Source organism: Cellulomonas shaoxiangyii (assembly GCF_004798685.1).
Taxonomy (GTDB): Bacteria; Actinomycetota; Actinomycetes; order Actinomycetales; family Cellulomonadaceae; genus Cellulomonas; species Cellulomonas shaoxiangyii.
In genome coordinates this window covers 1,434,903-1,457,962 of record NZ_CP039291.1, presented here as the reverse complement: position 1 = coordinate 1,457,962, position 23,060 = coordinate 1,434,903, and the positions used below count along the sequence as shown (strand labels likewise).

The following is a 23,060-nucleotide window of genomic DNA, read 5'->3' as shown; positions in this document are numbered from 1 at the left end:
CTGCCTCAGTCCGCCGTCGCCGCGACGGCCCCGTCGACCACGCCCTGGGGCCCGCCCGCACGGAACCACGCGCGCTGCTGCGCCGCCCCCGAGCCGCGCACCCAGAGGGAGTCGAGCAGACCCTCGACCCGCTGGACGTCGCCGTCCTCGGTCAGGACGGGCCGCACGTGCTCCAGCAGCGCCCGCACGACGTCGCGCGCGGGCGCCGGGACGAACCGCGGCGGCGCGACGAGGTCGCCCGTCAGGCCGGACCGTCCGGATCGCCACGTGGCCGCCCGCAGCTGCTCGATGCGTGCCGTCACCGGCGGCACGCCGGCCGCGGCGTCGCGCGCGGCCGTCTCGACCAGGCCGCGCGCCAGCGCCGCGACCAGCACCGCGTCGTCGGCGCGCAGGCACACGTCGGCGACGCGGATCTCGACCGTCGGGTACCGGTGCGACAGGCGGGCGTCGAAGTAGAGCATCCCGTGGTCGAGCGCGGCACCCGTCGCGAGCAGGCCCTCGACCACCTGCCGGTACCCCGCCACGGAACCGAACGGCGCGGTCGGCCCGGCCGTCGGCCAGCGGCTCCACACCTGCGACCTGAAGCTCGAGTACCCGGAGTCCTCGCCCCGCCAGTAGGGCGAGTTCGTGCTGAGCGCCAGCAGCACCGGCAGCCACGGCGCGATCCGGTCGATCACCGCCACGCCCTCGTCGTCGTCCGCGACGGCGACGTGCACGTGGCAGCCGCTCGTGAGCTGCTCGCGCGCGGTCAGCGCGTACTCCTGCGCCATCCGGTGGTAGCGGGCGCCGTGCGCGAGGCTGCTGTCCCCGGCGACGGGCGACGTCGCCACCGCGGCGAGGCGCACGCCGACCGCGCGCGCCGCGGCTGTCGCCCGGCGGCGGCCGGCGCGCACCTCGTCCGCCAGCGCGCCGAGGTCCTCGCACGGGTGCGTGCCCGTCTCGAGCTGCTCCTCCTTGAGCTCGCCCTCGAGGCCGCCGCCCGGCTCGGACTCGTCGTCCTCACCGCCCGTGCGCAGCTCGTACGCCCGGACGGCCGCGCCGGCGGCGCCCACGGGCGCCCCATCCGGGCCCACCAGCAGGAACTCCTCCTCGACGCCCACGGTTCGCATGGCGGGAGTCTGGCGGGTCCGGGCCCCGCGCGCAGGTCGGCGGGCGGCGACCCGGGGGTCAGCCCCCGGAGACCGACAGCTCGGCCTCGTGCAGCTCGCGCCGGAAGTCCTCCGACAGCTCCCGCGAGTCCAGCCACCCGTACGGCAGGATCGGCCGCTTGGGCGAGCCCGCGCGGCCGCGCTGGCCCTCCGCCGCCGCGCCCGGGTACGGCTGGTCCAGGTCGAGCTGCGCGAGCCGGTCGTCGAGCTCCGCGAGCGACGACACCAGGCCCAGCTGGGCCCGCAGCTCGCCGCCGACGACGTACCCCTTGAGGTACCAGGCCATGTGCTTGCGCATCTCGCGCAGCGCCTTGGACTCGTCGCCGAAGTGCTCGACCATGAGCTCGGCGTGCCGTCGGACCACGTGCGCGACGTCACGCAGCCCCGGGCGGATGCGCGCGTCGGAGCCCGCGAACGCGGCGGCGAGGTCGGCGAACAGCCACGGCCGGCCCTGGCACCCACGCCCCACCACGACCCCGTCGCACCGCGTGTGCTCGACCATCGCGAGCGCGTCCTCCGCGGACCAGATGTCGCCGTTGCCCAGCACCGGGACGTCGGTGACCGCCTCCTTGAGGGTGGCGATCGCGTCCCAGTCCGCCGTGCCGGAGTAGTAGTCGGCCGCCGTGCGCCCGTGCAGGGCGACCGCGGCGACGCCGGCGTCCTGCGCCGTGAGCCCCGCCTCCACGTACGTGAGGTGGTCGGCGTCGATGCCCTTGCGCATCTTGACGGTCACGGGGACGCCGGCCGGACGCGCGGCCTCGACGGCGGCCCGCACGATCGCCGCGAACAGGTCCCGCTTCCACGGCAGCACGGCGCCCCCGCCGCGCCGCGTCACCTTGGGGACGGGGCAGCCGAAGTTCAGGTCGACGTGGTCCGCGCGGTCCTCCTCGACGAGCAGCCGCACGGCTGCTCCGACGGTGGTGGGGTCGACGCCGTACACCTGGACCGAGCGCGGCACCTCGTCCGCCTCGAAGGAGATGATCCGGAACGACTCGGGGCTGCGTTCGACGAGGGCGCGGCTGGTCAGCATCTCGGCGACGTACAGCCCGGCGCCGGACTCGCGGCACAGGCGCCGGAACGCGGCGTTCGTGACGCCCGCCATGGGTGCGAGGACGACGGGCGTGTCGACCGTGATCGGGCCGATGCGCAGCGGCGGCAGCACGTGGCGCCCCGCGGCGACGGGTCCGGTCGGCGTGTCGGTGGAGGTCTGCACGGCCCCATTGTCCCCCGGGCCGTGCCGGGTCACCGCGGCCCCCCCGACGCCGGGCCGGCACGGTGCGCGCAGCACCGTGCCGGCCCGGCGCGGGTCGTGCGGTGTCAGGCCCCGATCAGGCGCTGCGCGAGGTACGGCGTCACCTGGTCCAGCGCGACGCGCTGCTGCGACATGTCGTCGCGGTGGCGGATCGTCACGGCCTGGTCGTCGAGCGTGTCGAAGTCCACGGTGATGCAGAACGGCGTGCCGATCTCGTCCTGGCGGCGGTACCGGCGGCCGATCGCGCCGGCGTCGTCGAAGTCGACGTTCCAGTTCGTGCGCAGCTCGGCGGCCAGGTCGCGCGCCTTCGGGCTGAGCTGCTCGTTGCGCGACAGCGGCAGGACGGCCGCCTTGACGGGCGCGAGCCGCGGGTCGAGGCGCAGCACCGTGCGCTTGTCGACGCCGCCCTTGGTGTTCGGTGCCTCGTCCTCGGTGTAGGACTCGACGAGGAACGCCATGAGCGAGCGCGTCAGGCCGGCGGCCGGCTCGATGACGTACGGCACGTACCGCTCGTTCTTCTGCTGGTCGAAGTACGACAGGTCCTGGCCGGAGTGCTGCGCGTGCGTCGACAGGTCGAAGTCCGTGCGGTTCGCGATGCCCTCGAGCTCGCCCCACTCCGACCCCGTGAAGCCGAAGCGGTACTCGATGTCGACCGTGCGCTTGGAGTAGTGCGACAGCTTCTCGGCCGGGTGCTCGTAGTGGCGCAGGTTCTCCGGCGCGATGCCGAGGTCGGTGTACCACTGCGTGCGCGCGTCGATCCAGTACTGGTGCCAGTCCTCGTCGGTGCCGGGCTCGACGAAGAACTCCATCTCCATCTGCTCGAACTCGCGGGTCCGGAAGATGAAGTTGCCGGGCGTGATCTCGTTGCGGAACGACTTGCCGATCTGCCCGATGCCGAACGGCGGCTTCTTGCGGGCGGCCGTGAGGACGTTCTGGAAGTTGACGAAGATGCCCTGCGCCGTCTCGGGCCGCAGGTAGTGCAGGCCGGACTCGTCCTCGACGGGGCCGAGGTAGGTCTTGAGCATCATGTTGAAGTCGCGCGGCTCGGTCCACTGGCCACGGGTGCCGCAGTTGGGGCACGCGATCTCGGCGAGGCCGCCCTCGGGCGCACGGCCCTTCTTGGCCTCGAAGTCCTCGAGCAGGTGGTCCTCGCGGAACCGCTTGTGGCACGAGAGGCACTCCGTCAGCGGGTCCGTGAAGACGCCGACGTGGCCGGACGCGACCCACACCTGCCGCGGCAGGATCACGGACGAGTCCAGGCCGACGATGTCGTCGCGGCTCGTGACCATCGAGCGCCACCACTGCCGCTTGATGTTCTCCTTCAGCTCCACACCGAGGGGTCCGTAGTCCCACGCGGACCGCGTGCCTCCGTAGATCTCGCCGCTCGGGAAGACGAACCCCCGGCGCTTGGCGAGGGAGACGACGGCGTCGAGGCGGGAGGCGGTGCTGGCCACTGGGTTCTCCTGGGTCGAGGAAGCCCGCGGCTGGGTGCCGCGGGGCACAACCGGAACAGCCTAGCCGCGGCCCGGCGGCGCCCGCGCCGCGCGCTTTTGACATCGGTTCGCAAGTAGTTGAGAATCGGTCTCATGTCCCGGCCCTCCCGCGCCCTCGCGCTGCTCGCCGCACCCGCCCTGCTGGTCGCGGGGTGCTCGTCCGGCGGCGACGCGAGCGACGACACCGGCCGCGTCGCAGCCCTGGCGTCGTTCTACCCGCTGCAGTACGTCACGCAGGAGGTGGGGGGCGACCGCGTCGACGTCGCGTCCCTGACGCCGCCCAGCGTCGAGCCGCACGACGTCGAGCTCTCCCCCGCCCAGGTCGCCGACGTGTCCTCCGCCGACCTGGTGGTCTACCAGTCCGGCTTCCAGCCCGCGGTCGACGAGGCCGTCGAGCAGGCGCAGCCCGGCCACGTGGTCGACGCCACCGCCGCCGCCGGCCTGGACGAGGGCGGCACGCACGCCGACGAGCCCGGCGAGCACACCGCGGACGACGGGCACGAGCACGACGGCCTGGACCCGCACTTCTGGCTCGACCCGACCATGCTGGCCCCCGTCGCCGACGCGGTCGCGGACGCGCTCACGGAGGTCGACCCGGACGGCGCCGACACCTACCGCGCCAACGCCGACGCGCTGACCGCGCGCCTCGCCGCCCTCGACGAGGCGTACCGCACCGGCCTCGCGACCTGCGAGCGCGACGTGGTCGTCACGTCGCACGAGGCCTTCGGGCACCTCGCGCGGCGGTACGGGCTCGAGCAGGTCGGCATCTCCGGCATCGACCCGGAGGCCGAGCCCTCGCCCGCGCGCCTGCGCGAGGTCGCCGACGTCGTGCGCGACGAGGGCGTGACCACCATCTTCTTCGAGACCCTGGTCAGCCCGAAGGTGGCCGAGACGCTCGCCGCCGACCTCGGCGTCCGCACCGCGGTGCTCGACCCGCTCGAGGGGCTCGCCGACGACGCGCAGGACTACGTGTCCGTCGCGGAGCAGAACCTCGAGGCCCTGCGCGTGGCATTGTCCTGCTCGTGACCGCGGCACCCCCCACCCCCGGACCAGGGCCCGCCGTCGGCGCGGCCGGCGGGACCGGCGTCGCCGCCCCCGCGGCGATCGACGCGCGGGACGTCCACGTGACGCTCGGCGGCCGCCCCATCGTGCGCGGCGTCGACCTCCAGGTCCCGCCCGGCCAGGTGCTCGCGCTGCTCGGTGCCAACGGGTCCGGCAAGTCCACCCTCGTGCGCGCTCTGCTCGGCGTCGTCCCGCTCACCTCCGGCTCGGTGCACCTGCTCGGCGCCCCGCTCGGGCCGCGGGTCCCGTGGCAGCAGGTCGGCTACGTGCCCCAGCGCATGGCCGCCGGCGGCGGCGTGCCGACCACGGCGCTCGAGGTCGTCACCTCCGGGCTCCTGCACGGGCGCCGGCTCCTGCCGCCGCGGGACCGGCGCGCGCGCGCCCACGCCGCCCTCGAGACGCTCGGCGTCGGCCACCTCCTGCACCGGCGCGTCCAGGAGCTGTCCGGGGGCCAGCAGCAGCGCGTGCTCATCGCCCGGGCCCTCGTGCGCCACCCGCGCCTGCTCGTCCTGGACGAGCCGACCTCCGGCATCGACCTGCCGACGCAGGAGACGTTCGTGCGCACCGTCGCGACGTTGCGCGACACGGGCGCCACGGTGCTGGTGATCCTGCACGAGATCGGCCCGTTCGCGCCCCTCATCGACCGCGCCGTCGTGCTCCGGCACGGACGCGTCGTGCACGACGGCGCACCGCCCGCCGCGCGCGACGAGCACGGCACCGCCGAGCACGACCACACCCACCCGCACGCCGACCCCGCACCGCCGTCCGAGGGTCCCGACCTCACGCTGGGGGTGGCCCCGTGACGTGGTGGGCCGAGCTCGCCGAGCTGCTGTCCTCGCCCCTCATGCAGCGCGCGCTCATCGCGGCCGTGCTGGTCGGCGCCGCCGCACCCGTCGTCGGCACCTTCCTGGTCCAGCGCCGGCTCGCGCTCATGGGCGACGGCATCGGCCACGTGGCCCTGACGGGCGTGGCCCTGGGCTGGCTCGTCGGGAGCTGGGCCGCGGCCTCCCCCGCCGACGCGTTCGCCGTACCGGGCGCCGTGGTCGCCGCGGTGGTCGGCTCGGTCGTCATCGAGCTCGTGCGGGAGCGGGGACGCACCAGCGGCGACCTCGCGCTGGCGATCATGTTCTACGGCGGCATCGCGGGCGGCGTGCTGCTCATCAAGGTCGCCGGCGGGACCAACGCCAACCTCATGAGCTACCTGTTCGGCTCCATCGCCACCGTCACGACGGCCGACCTGTGGTGGACGGCCGGACTCGCCGCGCTGGTCCTCGGTGTGGGCGTCGGCCTGCGCTGGGTGCTGTTCGCCGTGAGCCACGACGAGGAGTTCGCCCGTGCGAGCGGGCTCCCGGTCCGGCTCGTGTCCATGACCGTGGCGACGCTCGCGGCGCTGACCGTGACCATCGCGATGCGCGTGGTCGGTCTGCTGCTCGTCAGCGCGCTCATGATCGTCCCCGTCGCCGTGGCCCAGCTGTACGCGCGGTCCTTCGGCCGCACCATGGCCGTGGCCAGCGCCGTCGGCGTCACCGTGAGCGTGGTCGGCCTGACCGTCACCTTCTGGAACGACGTGCCGCCCGGCGCGACGATCGTCGTCCTGGCCGTCGCCGTGTACGCGGCGGGTGTGGCCGTGCGGCCGCTGGTGCACCGCCGGCGCGCCGAGGAGGACCCGCACCCCGACATGTCGGACGACGTGCTCGTCCCGGGCTCCCCGACCGACGGCTGCGCGCCCGACGCGGGCCCGAGCGCCGTCCCCGCGCGATCCTGACGCCGGCCCGGGCACCCACGACGGGCGCCGCCCGCCCCTCCCGGGTGGGACCGAGGTCTCGGCCGGGCACGCGGGCCACCGACGTAGGATCGACCGCGTGACGGAGGTCGCGCGCGCCTACGGCCTCGACGGCCTGCCCCTGGGACTGGTCCTCGTCATCTTCTTCGTCTCCGTGCTGGCCCGCTCGCACGCGACGTACTGGGCCGGGCGGGCGGTCGCGCGCGGGGCGCAGTACGAGGGCGCGCACCGCCACGGGCCGCGACTGTGGAAGCGCACGGTCGACCGGCTGGCGCAGTTCGCCGGCACCCCGCTCGCGCGGACCGGCCTCGCGCTCGTGCACCGCTGGGGTCCGCTCGCCGTGACCGCGGGCTACCTGACGGTCGGCGTGCAGACGGCGGTCTTCGCCGCCGCGGGCCTGCTCCGCATGCCGTACCTGCGCTTCACGATCGCGTCCCTGCCCGGGTCGGCGGCGTGGGCCGTCGTCTGGGGCACCGTGGGCATCGGCGCCGTGTGGGGCGCGGTCGCCCTCGCGGCCGGCTCCCCGTGGGGCGTGGCCGCACTGCTCGCCGCCGCGGCGGTGGTCGTGCTCATGCTGCTCGCGCGCCGCCGCCGCACCGCGGAGCGCGACGCCCGCGCCGGCTCGCCCTCCGACGGCACGGTGCCCTCGGAGAGCGCCCTCTGAGAGCGCGGCGGCCTCGGACGGCACGACGCCCTGAGCAGGGTGCCTGCGACAGCACGACGCCGCGCCCGCGCTGGGACGCGGACGCGGCGTGGCGGTCGGGCGACCGGGCGCCGCCCGGGGGCACCGATCAGTCCGGCGGCTCCTTGGTCTGGTCGTCCACGTCCGGGACGTCCTGCGCGCGCGGGCTCTGGCCCTGCAGCTCGTCGATCAGCTTGGACGCGTCGGCCTTCGTCAGGCTCTCGGGCACGTCACGCCCGGAGTCCCGCGCGAGGGTGCTCAGGTAGCTCATCTGCGCGCCCGTCGCCGGCTCGTCGCCGGTGGTCCAGTCGTCGGGGTCCTTGATGGTGCTCGAGCCCATGGGGTCGGACGGGTCCTGCACGGAGGTGTCGTCGGCGTCGCTCGTCATGGCGTCACGCTACGACGGGCCTCCGACAGCCGCGCGCGCTCGCGCGCCGCGGGCGAGCGCGGTGGCGTCAGGCGCCGTGCGCGGGCGAGACGCAGAACTGGTTCCCGTCGGGGTCCGCCAGCACGGTCCACGCGAACCCGTCCGGCAGGGTGTGCGCGGCGACGTGGGTGGCGCCCGCCGCGACGCACGCGTCCACGAAGCGGGTCACGTCCTCGACCGCGAGGTCGACGTGCACGCGGTTCTTGCCCGGCGTCGGGTCGGGCACCTGCTGGAAGCCCAGCGTCACGCCGCCCGGCGCGGCCGGCTGCACCATCGCGAACCCGGGGTGCGCCTGCACCCGCCCGCCGGTGCGCGCGGCCCACCACCCCGCGAGGGCGTCGGCGTCCCGGGTGTCGAACGTGACCATCCCGACGTGCACGGTGCCGACGTGCGCCCCGGGGCGCGTGGTCCCGGGTGCGGGCGGGACGAAGGGCGTGGGGACGTCGTCGTCGCTCATGGCGTGAGGCTAGCGTCCGCCGTGTCAGGCCGTCGGGGGCGCCAGGGCGTCGACCGCGCCGCCGTAGCGGCGGTCGCGCCGCGCGTACGTCTCCACGGCACGCCAGAGGTGCCGCCGGTCGACGTCGGGCCACGGCTCGTCGAGGAAGACCAGCTCCGCGTACGCGGCCTGCCACAGCATGAAGTTGGAGATCCGCTGCTCCCCGGACGAGCGCAGGAACAGGTCGACGTCCGGCAGGTCCGGCTCGTCGAGGTACCGAGCGAGCACCTTCTCGTCGACCTTCTCGGGCCTGAGCCGCCCCGCCGCGACCTCGCGCGCGACCGCCTGCGCCGCGTCGGCGATCTCCGCGCGGCCGCCGTAGTTCACGCACATCGTCAAGGTGCAGGTGGTGTTGCCGACGGTCTGGCGCTCGGCCGTCTCGAGCTCGTTGATCACGGAGCGCCACAGCCGGGGACGGCGGCCCGCCCACCGCACCCGCACCCCCCACGAGTCCATCAGGTCGCGCCGGCGGCGCAGCACGTCGCGGTTGAAGCCCATGAGGAAGCGCACCTCGTCGGGCGAGCGGTTCCAGTTCTCGGTGGAGAACGCGTACGCGGAGACGTACTCCACGCCGATCTCGATCGCCCCGGCGACGACGTCGAGCAGCGACGCCTCACCCGCGGCGTGCCCCGCGGTGCGGGGCAGCCCGCGCGCGTTCGCCCAGCGGCCGTTGCCGTCCATCACGACGGCGACGTGGCGCGGGACGAGCTCGCGCGGCACGGCGGGGGGACGCGCACCGCTCGGGTGCGGCGGGGGCGGGACCGGCATCAGACCCTCTCGACCATCGGGAGCGAGCGCAGGCGGCGCTCGAGGTGGAACTGGCAGAACGCGGCGACCAGGCCGTTGCCCTCCGCGCGGTGCCGCTCGGCGCTGCCGTCGGCGACGGGCCAGTCGCCCGAGAGCAGCGCGGCCAGCAGCTCGAACGTCTCCGGCGCGGGTGCCGCGGCCCCCGGCGGACGGCACGCCCCGCAGACGGCCCCGCCGACCGCGACCGCGAACGCGTGGTGCGGGCCCGGCGCACCGCACCGCGCGCAGTCGGTGAAGCTCGGCGCCCAGCCGGCGATCGCGAGCGCCCTCAGCAGGTAGGAGTCGAGCACGAGCCCGGGCGCGTGCTCCCGCGTCGCGAGCGCACGTACCGCGCCGACGAGCAGCCAGTACTGCTGCACCGACGGCTCGTGCTCCGCCTCGACCAGCCGGTCCGCCGTCTCGAGCATGACCGTGCCGGCCGTGTACAGCGTGTAGTCCTCGGCGATCCGCCGGCCGTAGGGACCGATCGTCTCCGCCTGCGTCACGACGTGGAGGTTGCGGCCCGTGCTCAGCTGCACGTCGACGTGCATGAACGGCTCGAGCCGGGACCCGAACCGCGACGTGGTGCGCCGCACCCCCTTGCCGACGGCACGGACCTTGCCGTGCTCGCGCGACAGGAGGGTGACGATGCGGTCGGCCTCACCCAGCTTGTGGGTGCGCAGGACGATCGCCTCGTCGCGGTAGAGGCTCACCGGGCCATTCTGCCCCGCGCCGCCGACACCCGTGCGTGCGGGGGCCGGCGGCGCGGCGTGTCACGCCGGGACGCAGGTCCCGTCGCGTCAGCGCTGGTGGCGGTTGACCGCCGAGACGATCGCCTGGAGCGTGGCCGTCGTGATGGACGGGTCGATGCCGACCCCCCACAGGATGTCGTCGCCGATGGCGCACTCGACGTACGCCGCGGCCGTCGCGTCGCCACCGGCAGACAGGGCGTGCTCGGCGTAGTCGAGCACCGCCACGTCGACGCCCACGGCCTTGAGCGCGGCCACGAAGGCCGCGACGGGCCCGTTCCCGGTGCCCCGGAGCGTGCGCTCGACACCGCGGTCGAGGACGTCGGCCTCGAGCGTGTCGACGCCGCCCTCGGCGCTCGTCGCGCGCGTGCCGCGCAGCGCGAAGCGGCCCCACGGCTCGAGCGACCCGCCCGGCAGCGCCGGCAGGTACTCGTCGCTGAAGATGGTCCACAGGTCGTCGGCCGTGACCTCCGTGCCGTGCCGGTCGGTGTGCCGCTGCACGACCTGCGAGAACTCGATCTGCAGGCGGCGCGGGAGGTCGAGGTCGCGCTCCGACTTGAGCAGGTAGGAGATGCCGCCCTTCCCGGACTGGGAGTTCACCCGGATGATCGCCTCGTAGCTGCGGCCCACGTCCTTCGGGTCGATGGGCAGGTACGGGACCGCCCACTCGGCGTCGGCGACGGGCGTGCCCGCCGCCGCGGCGCGCGCCTCCAGGGCGTCGAGGCCCTTCTTGATCGCGTCCTGGTGCGAGCCCGAGAACGCGGTGAACACCAGGTCGCCGCCGTAGGGGTGGCGCTCGTGCACCGGCATCTGGTTGCAGCGCTCGACGGTGCGGCGGACGCGGTCGATGTCGGAGAAGTCGATCTGCGGGTCGATGCCCTGGCTGAACAGGTTCAGGCCGAGCGTCACCAGGTCGACGTTGCCGGTGCGCTCGCCGTTGCCGAACAGGCAGCCCTCGATGCGGTCGGCACCCGCCAGGAAGCCGAGCTCGGCGGCCGCCACCGCCGTGCCCCGGTCGTTGTGCGGGTGCAGCGACAGGACGACGCTCTCGCGGTGGCGCAGGTGCCGTCCCATCCACTCGATGGAGTCGGCGTAGACGTTCGGCGTCGCCATCTCGACCGTCGCCGGCAGGTTGACGATGACCGGCCGGTCCGGCGTCGGCTCCAGCACGTCGAGCACCGCGTTGCAGATGCGCACCGCGAACTCCAGCTCGGTGCCCGTGTACGACTCGGGGCTGTACTCGTAGAGCACCTCGGTGTCCGGGATCAGCTCCTCGTACTTCTTGCAGAACCGCGCGCCCGACACGGCGATGTCGACGACGCCGTCCTCGTCCGAGCGGAACACGACCGCGCGCTGCAGGGCCGACGTCGAGTTGTACAGGTGCACGATCGCCTGCTTGGCGCCGGCCAGCGACTCGTACGTGCGCTCGATCAGGTGCTCGCGCGCCTGCGTCAGCACCTGGATCACGACGTCGTCGGGGATGCGGTCCTCCTCGATCAGCATCCGCACGAAGTCGAAGTCCGTCTGCGAGGCAGCGGGGAACCCGACCTCGATCTCCTTGTAGCCCATGCCGACCAGCAGCTCGAACATCTCCAGCTTGCGGGCGGGGCTCATGGGCTCGATGAGTGCCTGGTTGCCGTCCCGCAGGTCGACCGCGCACCAGCGGGGCGCCTGCGTCATGCGCCGGGAGGGCCAGGTGCGGTCCGGCAGGTCGACGCGGATCTGCTCGTGGAAGGGCCGGTACCGGTGGGACGGCATGCCGGACGGCTGCTGCGGGTTGCGCTCGGCGCTGGGGGTCACGCTCGGGGTGACGGTCATCGGGGTGTCCTTCGTCGCGGGGTGTGTCGGCGGGCGGTCAGCCGGGCACAGCGCACTCCGCGACGAGGAGCCGGCCTAGAGGGCCCCGTCGCGGCGACGAAGAAGAAGGCTGCGGTGCGCCACGGGGAAGACCCTACCCCCGTGGCAGCGGCCCCTCGCAACCACGGCCCTGTCGCGACCGCGGGCCGACGGGTCACCCCAGCACGAACGCCTCCGTGACCGTCCGTGCGACGAGCACCCCGCCGACGCCCTCGAGCGACGTGACCCCCACCGGCAGCGGGACCGACCACACCCGCACGCCGTCGCGCAGCCCGCGCGCGACGAGGGCCCACCGCTCCGGGCCGTCGGGCTCCGCGCCCAGCACCAGGCGGCCGTCCGTCACCGGCGCGAAGGGAATCGCCTCCCCCGTGCGGTGCTCCCACAGCAGGGTCCCGTCGCGCGCGTCGGCGACGCCCAGCGCCGCGTCGCCCCACAGCACCACGGCGCCGTCCACGGCGGCCACGGGCGAGTACGACGTCGCCAGCTCCCAGACGACCGTGCCGTCGTCCGGGTCGAGCGCGGCCACCCGGTTGCCGAGGTCGGTGAGGAGCACCCCGACCGAGCGGTCGTCGGCGGCCAGGCGCACGGGCACGCCGGGCACGGGCACCCCACGGCTCCCGTCGGCCTCGTGCAGGTGCGCGCCACCGACCGACGCCCACGTCGCGAACCGCCCGTCGGGCAGCGGCGCCACGACGAGCTGCCGGCCGGTCGCCCCGTGCGCGACGACCTCGCCCGACCGCGCGTCGAGCACCGTCGTCGCGTCCCCGCTCAGCACCACGACGCCGCCCGCCACGGTGAGGGACGGGTCGATCCGGCCGCTGCCGGGAGTGACGAGCACGTCCGCCGAGCGGTGCGACCAGAGCACCCCGCCGTCGGCGCCGGCGCGCCGCTCGACGAGCACGTGCCGGTCCGGCTCGACCGTGGCCACCACGAGGTCGTCGCCCGCGCGGCGGAGGCCGACCAGCGGGTCCGCCACGCTCCACGTGCCGGCCGCAGCGCCGTCCTGCGCCCGCAGGGCCCGCACGCGCGTCGGTGGCACCGAGTCGGCGGTCTCCCGCGAGCGCGAGTAGACGACGCGCGGCTCCGTCCACCGGCACAGCACGAGCGCGCTCCCCCGCGTGCCCGGCGGGCAGCTCACCGCCACGGAGTCGAACCCGGCCGGGCTCGTCTCCACGAGGTCCGCGTCCCACCGCACGTCACCGTTGCGCGGGTCGTGCGCGCGGACCTGCCAGGTCCCCGACGCGTCCGACACCGTGACGACGTGCCCGGCGGCGGGGACCACACCGGTGCGGCCCGTCGCCGGAGCACGCCACAGCTCCGCGGGCGGCGCGTCGAGCGGCCGCACGAACCCGGGCAGCCGTGCGATCGCGTCCGCCCGCGCCGCGGCGCCGCGTGCGACGACCTGCGTCGCCACGACGGCGGCGGCGAGGACGAGCACGAGGACCCACGCGGCGGGCCACCACCGCCGCACGCGCGCGCGGGTTCCCCCCGCGGGTGGCGTCGTGGCGTCCTGACCGGGCTCGGGCGCGGCCGTGCGCGCCGGCCCCGGCGCGTCCTCGTCGTCGGAGTCGGCGAGCTCGACCAGCTGCATCCGTGCAGCGGGGCGCGCGCCCGTCATGGGCCGACTCTAGGCGCGCGGGGTGCCCTCCGCGCGACGCGCCCCGTCCGGCCGCAGGACGTCCGCGACGGACGTGCCCGGCACCGCGACGACGCGCAGCGACCGGTCGCCGAGGACGACGACCGCACCGGGCCGCAGCCGTACCGGGTGATCGACCCGGCACACGACCTGGCCGCCGTCCGGCAGCGTCACGACCGTGCCGTTGGTCGACCCACGGTCCGTGACCCACGCCCCCGCCGCGTCGGCGCCCAGCTCGAGGTGCGTCTTGGAGACCGAGCGCCCCGGGTCCGTCACGCGCACCACCTGGACGCCCGCGCCCGGGGACGGGTTGCGCCCGAGCAGTGCGACCCGCTCGATCGTCACCGTGCGGCCGTCGTCGAGGGCGACGCGCAGCCCGCGGGCGGCGCCGCGCCGCGGCGCGGGCACCACGTCCTCCCGCGGCGGCGCGGGTCGCGTCAGCTCGAGCTCCGGTGCCAGGCCGTCCTCCTCCGCGGTGCCCGGGGCGGGGGGCGGCGGGGTCGCGGGGCGCACGACCGGCAGCGCCCGGGTGTCCAGGTCGGGCGCCGCGCGCCGCGGGTCGAGCGGTGCGAGCACGAGCCCGCCCGTGGTCGTCGGCACCGTCCGGACCGGGGTCGAGGGCTGCTCGGCCACGGTGCCGGCCGGGCGGGTCGCGGGCACCGCGCCGCGCGCGGCGGCACCCGGGCCCGAGGACGCCGCTCCCGGCGCCGACGCGGCCGGGTCGGCGAGCGCAGCCCACGCGGGTCGCGCCGCCGCGCCCGGCCCGGACGGTGCGGACGCCGCAGCGGGTGCGGCAGGTGCGGCGGGTGCGTCCGCCGAGGACGGTGCAGCGGCGTCGGGTGCGACCGCGGCGGCCGTACCGGGCGCCCCGCCCGGGTCACCCGCCGACAGCGGCCCGGAGACGGGCAGCATCGACGTGTGCGAGGCCGTGGTGCCGGTGCGCGCCCGGACCGCAACCGCGCCGTCCTGCGCGAGGAGGACCTCGGCGTCCACCGCGCGGTCGTGCCAGCCGCGGTTGCGCCCCGTGCGGTCGAGCGCCGGGGACACCAGCACCGCGACCTGCCCGACGAGGCACGCGAGCGCGCCGGCCGCGACGACCAGCTCGCGCAGGAGCACCCGCACGAGCCCGACGGGACGACGGCTGTGCACGTCCACCGTCCGCACGCCCAGCAGGCGGCGGCCCAGCGTCCACCCCAGGCGGCCGTGCAGGACCCACTGCGTCGCCGCGACCGCGGCGGCCAGGACGAGCGCGACGAGCGCACCGACGCCCACCGGAGCGACGACGACGTCGCCGGGGTCGGCCGCGCGCGCCGTCGCGAGCACGCGCCGCAGGGCGTCGAGGGTGAACGGCGCGAGGAGCAGCGCGACCAGGAGCTGGTCCACGGCGACCGCGAGGAACCGCCGCCCGAGGGACGCGGGCGTGTCGGTCACGTCGACGTCCCGCGGGAGCGCGCCGGTGCGGTGCGTCATCGCCGGCCCCCGCGGCCGGCCGCCGGGTGCGCGGTCATGCCGTGCGCTCCACCGTGAAGGTCACGCCGTCACCGAGGTCGACCACCTCGTCGGTCGCGACGACGCTCGGCTCGCCCGCCGGCAGGCGGCGCACGCCCTCGCCGGGACGGGACACGTGGACGCCGTTCGTCGAGTCGAGGTCGGTCACGACCACGTGGTCGCCGTCGAGGCGGACCTCGGCATGGGTGCGGGAGATGTCCTGGTGGGGGCTCGGCACCGTGACGAGGCGCGGCAGCTCGCGCGCGGTCACGCGGGACACCTGCGGCGCGCGGCCCAGCAGCACCGCGCGGTCGAGCTCGACCACCAGGCCGGTCGACAGCACCAGGCGGGCGGGCAGCGGCGTCGGCTCGGGCGTCGGGAAGGGCCCGGGGACGGCGTCGTGGGTCCACGCCGGGAGGCGGTCGCGCAGCCGTGCGAGGTCGCCGGACAGGATCGTCATGCCGTCGTGGTCGTCGTCCGACGGGTCGAGGTGGTCCGGCGCCGGGGCGGACGCGGGTACGGGCGCGGCCCACGGGTCCACGGCGGTGAGGCCGGACGTCGGCGCGTCCGGTGCCGGGGCGAGCGCGTCGGGGGCCGGCGTCGACGACTGCCACCAGTCGTCCTGCAGCACGGTGTCGTGCACCTCGGGCTCCTCCGCGAGCGCGACCGGTGCCGCCGGCAGGCCCAGGGGGTCGTCCGGGTCGCCGGTCGAGACGGGCGCCAGCGGCAGCGGGGTCGGTGTCGAGGACCCCGCCACCGGGCCGGCCGGTTCCCGCGGGAGCGCCACGTCCGCCGCGGGCGGCAGCGGCTCGGCCGGCGCGGGCTCCGGCAGCGGCGGCAGGTCGGCCGTCGGCGGGGCCGGCAGCGCAGCCGCGCCCGCCGCGACCGGCTCGGGCTCCGCCGTGTCCGGCTCCGGCTCGGCCTCCGTCGCGACCGGCTGGGGCTCTGCCGCGTCCGGCTCCGGCTCGACCTCCGTCGCGTCCGGCTCCGGCTCGGTCTCATCCGGCTCGGCCGCTGCCACCGTCGCGTCCGGCCCGGGCTCGGTCGGCTCGGCGCTCGCCTGCTCGGCAGCGAGCGGGAGCGCGTCGCCGGCCACCGTCGCGCCGGCCGTGTCCCCGGCCGGAGCCGAGGAACCCTCCTCGTCGTCGTCCGGTGCGGACCCGCCCGCCGCGGTCGCGGGGCCCGACGCGGCGGACCCCGCCGCGGCGACGCTGGCCGCACGCGAGTCGTCCACCACGGCGCGGCGCACCACGGAGGAACGGACCACGGAGGCGCGCACCACGCCGGCGACGAGCGGCCACCACGGCGCCTCCTGCGCACCGCCGTCGCCGGCCCGCAGCTCGAGGGACTCGACGTCCTCCGCCCGGTGCTCGGTCCACACGGCGTCCTCGCTCGCGGACAGCACCTGCTCGCCGTCGGCGGTACGGACGCGCAGCTCGACGGGGCCGCGGAGCACGGCGCGCACGGCGCCGGCACCCTGCGTCGTCACGATCGCGAACTGCGGGAGCTGCGCGAAGCCGGCGGCCGCGACGACCTCGAGCGCGGACAGCACGCCGCCGCCGTCGCCGGCCACGTCCCAGAGGCCCGCGGCGACCTCGGGGCGGGTGCCGGGCGCGACGAGGGCGAGGAGACCGTCGGCGGCGACGGCCGTCCACTCCCCCGCGGCGTACTGGTGCGCGGGCGTGGCGTCGTTCATGACCGGTCCTCCTGGACGTCCTGGACGGTGCGGGCGTGCCCGACGACGGCGGCGGGCGTCGCGTCGGGCAGTCGGGGTGCGCGGGGCAGCGTGACGCCGTTGAGCATCTCGTCCCACAGGAACGGCTCGTCGTCGGCCGCCGGACGGGGGGCGGTGGCCTGCACGTCGTCGGGCGTGACGACGGTGGCGGCGACGTCGACGACGACGGCGCTGACGTTGTCGCGCCCGCCGTGCGCGAGTGCCTCCTGCACGAGGCGCGCGGCGGCCTCCTGCGGCTGGGTGGCCGAGCGCAGCACGGCGGCGATCGCGGCGTCGTCGAGCTCGCGCGTGAGGCCGTCGGTGCAGATCAGGAGGCGGTCGCGGGGGCCCGCAGGCAGCATCCAGTAGTCGGGCTCGGGCGGCTCGCCCGTGCCCAGCGCCCGTGTCAGGACGTGCCGCTCCGGGTGGTGCTGCGCCTGCGCGGGGCCGATCTCGCCGGACTCGAGCAGCTCCTGCACGACCGAGTGGTCCACGCTGACCTGCGCGAGCGCGTCGTCCGCCCAGCGGTACACGCGCGAGTCGCCGACGTTGAACACGAGCCAGTACGACCCGCCGTCGTGCTCCGCGACCGCGGCGCCCGCGACCGTGGTGCCGCCCTGCCGACCGCCGGTGAACTCGTCCCGGATCCGCGCCGACGTGCGCGCGAAGCACGCGTGCACGTCGTCCGCGCCCGCGCTCGACCGCCCCGCGAGCTGCGCGAACTCCTCGACCGCGATCCGGCTCGCCAGGTCGCCCGCGTCGTGCCCGCCCATGCCGTCGGCCACGAGGAAGACCGGCGGGTACGCCAGCAGCGCGTCCTCGTTCACCTCACGGACGCGGCCGCGGTCCGTCGCCGATCCCCAGGACGTACGCACTGCACCACCCTTCCCCGCATCTGGTCCTCATCGGCGCACATCGTGCCGCACCTGAGGGGTCCGGCCGTGCCATCACCACGCCCGGCGTCAGATGCCGAGCTGGAACACGCCCCAGTACGCGAGCACGACGAGCAGCACGGCGCAGCCGACGACGACCGTCCACAGCGCCACGCCGCGCACCACGCCGGGTGCGACGGGCACGTCCGCCTCCCGCACCGCGGTGGAGCGCCGTGCCAGGGCGACGGCGGCGACGACCGCGGCGACCCCGAGCAGGCGCACGACGAGCCAGCCGCCCTGGACCACCCACGAGTTCCGCTCGTAGTCGAGCGCGAGGCGCGCCACGGACAGCAGGTACCACGCCATGGCGGCGACCGTCAGCGTCGTCGTGACGGCGAGCACGACCAGCCGCAGCGCGACGCCGGGTGCGTACCGGTTCCGGGTGCCGACCGCCTCGACCGCGTCTCCCGCCGCCTCCGGTTCCCGGCCCGGGTCGGGCGCGTCGCGCCCGTCCCCGGCGGGGGGTGCCGCCCGTCGCCCGGTGCGCCGCACGAGGGACGCCGCGCCGTGCGCCCCGTGCGACGCGACGACCGCGAGGCCGGCGAGCACGAGCGCGGCCAGCGCGATCACGACGAGGGCGATCATCACGGTCCCGTCGCGCAACCAGCCCGGCTCGGGGACCGGTGCGGCGAGGTAGGGCTGGGTCGGCTGCGCCCCGGCGGCGCGCGGCTCGGCGTCGGCCGTCGCGGGCAGGCCGAGGACCCACCCGGGCAGGTCCTCGAGGAACGCGGGCGAGACCTCGCCGTCGACGCGGATCCCGTGGCTCGCGCCGTCGTAGTAGCGCACCGTCACGGCGTCGTTGCCGGCGACCGCGGCGTCCGAACGGATCTGCACGGCGCCCTGCACGATCGGCATGGACACGTCCCCCGTGCCGTAGACGACGAGCAGGGGCTGGCGCATGCGCTGCTGGTACGGACGCACGTCGAAGTCGACGTACTCGAAGCCGCCGCCCGGCATCGACATGCCGACGGCGCGCGGGATCGCCCGGAACACGCCGTGCGGCACCTGCGTGTTGCGCAGGTACGCGTCCGTCGCGAACGCGGCCTGCTGGCGCGGCGGCACCACGGGTGCCGACACGAGGACGACGAACGCGAGGTCCGGGTCCTGCGCGGCCATGACCGGGGCGATCCAGCCGCCCTCACTCTCGGCGTAGACGCCGACGCGTGCCGCGTCGACCTCCGGCCGCTCGCGCATCAGCGCGACGGAGCGGGCGTAGTCGTCCGCCATCGCCACGTACTCGCGGTGCCGCGCCGTGTACGTGTCGAGCCGCTTGTCCGGCACGAGGGCCGCGACGCCCGACGCGGCGAGCGCGTGCGCCTGGGCGAGGAACGCCTTCGTGAAGCGCCCGGTCCCGGCCCCGTGCACGAAGACGACGCCCGGCACTGGCTCCTCGGCGCCGACCGGCACGCTGAGGCGCCCCTGCACCGTCACGCCGTCGAGCGCGATCTCCACGACCTCCGTGCGCACCTCGTAGCGGCCGAGCTCCGGCGCCCCGCCGATCGCCGTGCTCGTCGACGTGACGCGGATGGTCTCGGTCATGGCCGCGGGCGACCAGCTGGGGCCCAGCGCCGCCCCGACGATCGCGAGCAGCACGCTGCCCAGCGCGACGCTCGCGACCAGGCGGTACGCGGACGACAGCCGGCCCGTGCTCGTCGTCGACCGCCGGACGGCGCGCCTGACCCGGCGCAAGGCGCCCGAGTCGCTCACCCCCACGTCAGAAGCCCAGCCGACCGAGCTGCTTGGGGTCCCGCTGCCAGTCCTTCGCGACCTTGACGTGCAGGTCCAGGAAGACGCGCGCGCCGAGCAGCGCCTCGATCTGGCCGCGGGCGCGCGTACCGACGTCGCGCAGCCGCGCACCGGCCCGGCCGATGACGATCGCCTTCTGGCTGTCGCGCTCGACGAACAGGTGCACCCGCACGTCGAGCATCGGGGTGCCGTCGGCGGTGGGCCGCTCCCGCGGCACGATCTCGTCGACGACGACCGCCAGCGAGTGCGGCAGCTCGTCGCGCACGCCCTCGAGGGCCGCCTCGCGCACGAGCTCGGCCACCATGACCTGCTCGGGCTCGTCGGTCAGCTCGCCCTCCGGGTACAGCGCGGGCCCCTCGGGCAGGTGGGACACGAGGACGTCGGTGAGGACGTCCACCTGGTACCCGTCCTGCGCCGACACCGGCACGATGTCCGCCCACGCGCCGAGCCGGTCGACCGCCATGAGCTGCTCGGCGAGCCGCCCCTTGGGCACCAGGTCCGCCTTGGTCACGATGGCGACGACGGGCGTGCCCGGCCGGCCCTCGGGCGTCATGCGCGCGAGCTGCTCGGCGATGTAGCGGTCGCCCGGGCCGATCTTCTGGTCCGCGGGCAGGCAGAAGCCGACGACGTCGACCTCGGTGAGCGTGTCGCGCACGAGGTCGTTGAGCCGCTCGCCCAGGAGCGTGCGCGGCCGGTGCAGGCCGGGGGTGTCGACGAGGACGAGCTGCGCGTCCTCGCGGTGCACGATGCCGCGGACGGTGTGCCGCGTGGTCTGCGGCCGCCCCGACGTGATGGCGACCTTGTGGCCCACGAGCGCGTTCGTGAGCGTCGACTTGCCGGCGTTCGGCCGCCCCACGAGGCACACGAAGCCGGACCGGTGGCTCATCGGGCCGCCTCCGGCTGTCGCTGGTCGCGGACCGCGGAGGTGCCGCGGGCTGGGGTCTGGGTGGCGTCCGTGTCGTCCTCCGGCTCATCGGCGCGCCGCACGACCACCGTCGCGAGGCGCTTGCGTCGTCCTTCGACGCGGTCGGCCTGCAGGTGCAGCCCGTGGATCTCAGCCTCCGAGCCCGGCAGCGGGACCTTGCCCAGCGCCTTGGCCAGCAGGCCCGCGGCGGTGTCGACGTCCTCGTCCTCCACCTCGATGCCGAACAGCTCCCCGAGCTCGTCCCGGCCCATGCGGGCCGGCACCCGGTACACCCCGTCGCCGAGGTCCTCGACCTTGGGGGCGCTGGGGTCGTGCTCGTCCGTCAGCTCGCCGACGATCTCCTCGAGCGCGTCCTCGATGGTCACGAGCCCGGCGATGCCGCCGTACTCGTCGACGACCAGCGCGATGTGGCTCGAGCCGTCCCGCAGCTCCCGGAGCAGGGCGTCCACCGGCTTGGACTCGGGGACGAACACCGCCGGCCGCGCCAGCGAGGACGCGGGGGCGTCGAGCGGGTCGTCGCCGTCCGGCGCGCCGTGCGGCGGGATCCGCCGGACCACGTCCTTGAGGTACAGCACGCCGACGAGGTCGTCGACCGACTCCCCCACCACGGGCACGCGCGAGAAGCCCGAGCGCAGCAGCAGCGCGAGCGCCTTGTGCAGGGGCGTGTCCGCGTGGGTCGTGATCATGTCGGTGCGCGGCACCATCACCTCGCGCGTCAGGGTGTCGCCCAGCTCGAGCACCGAGCGGAACATCTCCCGCTCGGCGTCCTCGATCGCCTCGGACTCGCTGACGCGCTCCACCATGTCCCGCAGCTCGGCGTCGTCGTGGTCGTCGCCCGCCCCGGCCGGGACGGCGCGTCGCGCCACGCCGCCCGCGAGCGCCGTGGTGACGAGCAGCAGGCGCGACAGCGCCGCGAGCACCCCGACGGGGTGGCGGCGGGCGGTGCTGCGGGGGCTGACGCGCACGAGCAGGAACGCCACGACGGCGCACGCGGCGACCGCGAGCAGCGCGGTCGCCCACCAGGGCAGGCTCCCCGCACTGATCGCGAGGGTGATCGACACGGTGGCCGTCATCTCCCCCAGCAGCCGGACGAACGACGCGGCGTGCGCGACGCGCGCGGGGTCCTCGACGAGGCGGCGCACGCGCGCCGCGGCGCGGTGGTGCTCGGCCTCGAGCTCGGCGACACGCGCGCGGGTCACGCGCAGGACCGCGACCTCCCCGGCCGACAGCGCGGCGGCGAGCAGGATCCCGAGAACCGCGAGGGCCACCAGGAGGGCGACGGGCACGTCGGTCATCGGCCCGCCAGGAAGGTCAGCAGCAGGCGGCGCTGCAGGGCGAACATCTCCTTCTCCTCGTCCGGCTCGGCGTGGTCGTACCCGAGCAGGTGCAGGATCCCGTGCGTGGTCAGGAGCAGCATCTCCTCGACCGTCGAGTGGCCGGCGGCGCGCGCCTGCGTGGCGGCCACCTCGGGGCACAGCACGACGTCGCCGAGAACCCCGGGCCCCGTTGGCTCGCCCTCACGGCCGGGGCGCAGCTCGTCCATGGGGAACGACAGCACGTCCGTCGGGCCCGGCTCGTCCATCCACCGCACGTGCAGGTCGCTCATCGTCGCGGTGTCGACGAACCGTACGAACAGGTCGGCCTGGGGGTGCACGTGCATGGCGTCGAGCACGTAGCGCCCGAGCGCCGCGAACTCGGCCTCGTCGACCTCGTGGCCCGACTCGTTGCTGACCTCGATGCTCATGCGCGGTCCCACCGTGCGTAGGCCTCGATGATCTCGCCGACCAGGCGGTGGCGGACCACGTCGGAGGACGACAGCCGGCAGAACTCGACGTCGTCGACGCCGCCGAGGATGCCCTCCACGACCCGCAGGCCGGACGTGGTGCCCGACGGCAGGTCGGTCTGCGTGACGTCGCCCGTGACGACGACCTTGGAGCCGAACCCGAGGCGCGTGAGGAACATCTTCATCTGCTCGGTCGAGGTGTTCTGCGCCTCGTCGAGGATGATGAACGCGTCGTTCAGGGTGCGCCCGCGCATGTAGGCGAGCGGTGCGACCTCGATGGTGCCGGCCTCCATGAGCCGCGGGATCGACTCGGGGTCGACCATGTCGTGCAGCGCGTCGTACAGCGGCCGCAGGTAGGGGTCGATCTTCTCCGAGAGGGACCCGGGCAGGAAGCCGAGCCGCTCGCCCGCCTCGACGGCCGGGCGGGTCAGGACGATGCGGTTGACGCGCCGGGCCTGCAGGGCCTGCACGGCCTTCGCCATCGCGAGGTACGTCTTGCCGGTGCCCGCGGGGCCGATGCCGAACGTGACGGTGTTGCGGTCGATCGCCTCGACGTACTCCTTCTGCCCCGCCGTCTTGGGCCGGATCGTGCGGCCGCGCGTGGACAGGATGTTGAACGTGAGGACGTCCGCGGGCCGGGCCTGCGACCCGGCGGTCAGCATCGCGACGGACCGCGTCACGACCTCGGGGCTCAGGGGCGTGCCGGCGGAGGCCATCTCGACGAGCTCGTCGACGAGGCGCGTGACGAGGCCGACGTCGCCGGCGGGACCGGCGAGCGTGACCTCGTTGCCGCGGACGTGGACGTCGACGGCCCGGAAGCCGTCCTCGATGGTGCGCAGGACCTCGTCACGCAGGCCGAGCAGCTCCACCATCGACACCTCGGCGGGGACGGTGATGCGGTGCTCGACACGCGCGTGGTGCGGCTCGGGGGCACGGGGTGCGGGGCTGGAGTCGGCCATGTGCTCGGCTGGCGCCGTGCGCTCCTTCGGTCGTGCGGCGTTCCGGGCGCTGCTGCGCCCGGCCGGCCGCGCGGCAGCACCGTGGGCCTGGACCCATCCTACCGAGGCCGTCGGCACCGACGAGCAGACGGGCCCACGAGCC

The 23,060-nt window shown here is 75.7% G+C and carries 21 protein-coding genes; 4 read left to right on the top strand and 17 right to left on the bottom strand.

Going from position 1 to position 23,060, the window contains the following annotated elements:
* Nucleotides 1-5 precede the first annotated feature (5 nt).
* The 3 genes from E5225_RS06570 to E5225_RS06560 form a co-directional block, all read right to left on the bottom strand.
* The gene (locus tag E5225_RS06570) at nucleotides 6-1,109 is read right to left on the bottom strand and encodes a carboxylate-amine ligase (RefSeq protein ID WP_135974007.1); all 1,104 of its coding nucleotides are present in this window, start codon (nucleotides 1,107-1,109) and stop codon (nucleotides 6-8) included.
* A gap of 58 nt (nucleotides 1,110-1,167) precedes the next feature.
* The gene (gene dusB, locus E5225_RS06565) at nucleotides 1,168-2,361 is read right to left on the bottom strand and encodes a tRNA dihydrouridine synthase DusB (RefSeq protein ID WP_243738293.1); all 1,194 of its coding nucleotides are present in this window, start codon (nucleotides 2,359-2,361) and stop codon (nucleotides 1,168-1,170) included.
* 104 nt (nucleotides 2,362-2,465) lie between these two features.
* Nucleotides 2,466-3,854, bottom strand: coding sequence for a glycine--tRNA ligase (locus E5225_RS06560; protein ID WP_135974008.1), 1,389 nt, complete (start codon nucleotides 3,852-3,854; stop codon nucleotides 2,466-2,468).
* 132 nt (nucleotides 3,855-3,986) lie between these two features.
* Between E5225_RS06560 and E5225_RS06555 the strand changes: the two genes are divergently transcribed.
* From E5225_RS06555 to E5225_RS06540, 4 genes are all read left to right on the top strand, one after another.
* Nucleotides 3,987-4,919 carry a metal ABC transporter substrate-binding protein gene (locus tag E5225_RS06555; RefSeq protein WP_135974009.1) on the top strand — a complete coding sequence of 311 codons (933 nt, stop codon included), beginning with the start codon at nucleotides 3,987-3,989 and terminating at the stop codon, nucleotides 4,917-4,919.
* Complete coding sequence (locus tag E5225_RS06550) at nucleotides 4,916-5,758, top strand: metal ABC transporter ATP-binding protein (protein WP_135974010.1); 843 nt, start codon at nucleotides 4,916-4,918, stop codon at nucleotides 5,756-5,758. Before E5225_RS06555 ends, E5225_RS06550 begins: the two co-directional genes overlap by 4 nt.
* A 41-nt stretch (nucleotides 5,759-5,799) precedes the next feature.
* The gene (locus tag E5225_RS06545) at nucleotides 5,800-6,720 is read left to right on the top strand and encodes a metal ABC transporter permease (RefSeq protein ID WP_135974021.1); all 921 of its coding nucleotides are present in this window, start codon (nucleotides 5,800-5,802) and stop codon (nucleotides 6,718-6,720) included.
* Nucleotides 6,721-6,817: 97 nt separating this feature from the next.
* Nucleotides 6,818-7,402, top strand: coding sequence for a DedA family protein (locus tag E5225_RS06540; RefSeq protein ID WP_135974011.1), 585 nt, complete (start codon nucleotides 6,818-6,820; stop codon nucleotides 7,400-7,402).
* Between the two features lie 127 nt (nucleotides 7,403-7,529).
* Here E5225_RS06540 and E5225_RS06535 read toward each other — a convergent pair whose 3' ends face one another.
* The 14 genes from E5225_RS06535 to E5225_RS06470 form a co-directional block, all read right to left on the bottom strand.
* A complete protein-coding gene (locus E5225_RS06535) occupies nucleotides 7,530-7,808 on the bottom strand; it encodes a DUF3072 domain-containing protein (RefSeq protein ID WP_135974012.1) in 279 nt (92 codons plus the stop codon).
* Nucleotides 7,809-7,875: 67 nt separating this feature from the next.
* Nucleotides 7,876-8,304, bottom strand: a complete 429-nt coding sequence (locus E5225_RS06530; protein WP_243738295.1) for a VOC family protein — start codon at nucleotides 8,302-8,304, stop codon at nucleotides 7,876-7,878.
* A gap of 24 nt (nucleotides 8,305-8,328) precedes the next feature.
* Nucleotides 8,329-9,111 carry an isoprenyl transferase gene (locus tag E5225_RS06525; protein WP_135974013.1) on the bottom strand — a complete coding sequence of 261 codons (783 nt, stop codon included), beginning with the start codon at nucleotides 9,109-9,111 and terminating at the stop codon, nucleotides 8,329-8,331.
* Nucleotides 9,111-9,842, bottom strand: a complete 732-nt coding sequence (recO, locus tag E5225_RS06520; RefSeq protein WP_135974014.1) for a DNA repair protein RecO — start codon at nucleotides 9,840-9,842, stop codon at nucleotides 9,111-9,113. The genes E5225_RS06525 and recO overlap by 1 nt, the downstream gene beginning before the upstream one ends.
* An 87-nt stretch (nucleotides 9,843-9,929) precedes the next feature.
* Nucleotides 9,930-11,696: a 2-isopropylmalate synthase gene (gene leuA / locus E5225_RS06515; protein ID WP_135974015.1), complete on the bottom strand. Its 1,767-nt coding sequence runs from the start codon at nucleotides 11,694-11,696 to the stop codon at nucleotides 9,930-9,932.
* A 193-nt stretch (nucleotides 11,697-11,889) separates the two neighbouring features.
* Nucleotides 11,890-13,353: an outer membrane protein assembly factor BamB family protein gene (locus E5225_RS06510; RefSeq protein WP_135974016.1), complete on the bottom strand. Its 1,464-nt coding sequence runs from the start codon at nucleotides 13,351-13,353 to the stop codon at nucleotides 11,890-11,892.
* Between the two features lie 9 nt (nucleotides 13,354-13,362).
* A complete protein-coding gene (locus tag E5225_RS06505) occupies nucleotides 13,363-14,841 on the bottom strand; it encodes an RDD family protein (RefSeq protein ID WP_136225363.1) in 1,479 nt (492 codons plus the stop codon).
* A gap of 34 nt (nucleotides 14,842-14,875) precedes the next feature.
* Nucleotides 14,876-16,555, bottom strand: a complete 1,680-nt coding sequence (locus E5225_RS06500) for an FHA domain-containing protein (RefSeq protein WP_135974683.1) — start codon at nucleotides 16,553-16,555, stop codon at nucleotides 14,876-14,878.
* Nucleotides 16,552-17,448, bottom strand: a complete 897-nt coding sequence (locus E5225_RS06495; protein ID WP_135974681.1) for a PP2C family protein-serine/threonine phosphatase — start codon at nucleotides 17,446-17,448, stop codon at nucleotides 16,552-16,554. Before E5225_RS06495 ends, E5225_RS06500 begins: the two co-directional genes overlap by 4 nt.
* A gap of 87 nt (nucleotides 17,449-17,535) precedes the next feature.
* Complete coding sequence (locus E5225_RS06490; RefSeq protein ID WP_135974680.1) at nucleotides 17,536-19,218, bottom strand: alpha/beta hydrolase family protein; 1,683 nt, start codon at nucleotides 19,216-19,218, stop codon at nucleotides 17,536-17,538.
* 1 nt (nucleotide 19,219) lies between these two features.
* Nucleotides 19,220-20,137 carry a GTPase Era gene (gene era, locus E5225_RS06485; protein WP_135974678.1) on the bottom strand — a complete coding sequence of 306 codons (918 nt, stop codon included), beginning with the start codon at nucleotides 20,135-20,137 and terminating at the stop codon, nucleotides 19,220-19,222.
* Nucleotides 20,134-21,471 carry a hemolysin family protein gene (locus E5225_RS06480; protein WP_135974676.1) on the bottom strand — a complete coding sequence of 446 codons (1,338 nt, stop codon included), beginning with the start codon at nucleotides 21,469-21,471 and terminating at the stop codon, nucleotides 20,134-20,136. The genes era and E5225_RS06480 overlap by 4 nt, the downstream gene beginning before the upstream one ends.
* Complete coding sequence (gene ybeY / locus E5225_RS06475) at nucleotides 21,468-21,920, bottom strand: rRNA maturation RNase YbeY (protein ID WP_135974674.1); 453 nt, start codon at nucleotides 21,918-21,920, stop codon at nucleotides 21,468-21,470. The genes E5225_RS06480 and ybeY overlap by 4 nt, the downstream gene beginning before the upstream one ends.
* Nucleotides 21,917-22,918 (bottom strand): PhoH family protein, encoded by a 1,002-nt coding sequence (locus tag E5225_RS06470; RefSeq protein ID WP_135974672.1) that lies wholly within the window; start codon nucleotides 22,916-22,918, stop codon nucleotides 21,917-21,919. Before E5225_RS06470 ends, ybeY begins: the two co-directional genes overlap by 4 nt.
* Nucleotides 22,919-23,060 lie beyond the last annotated feature (142 nt).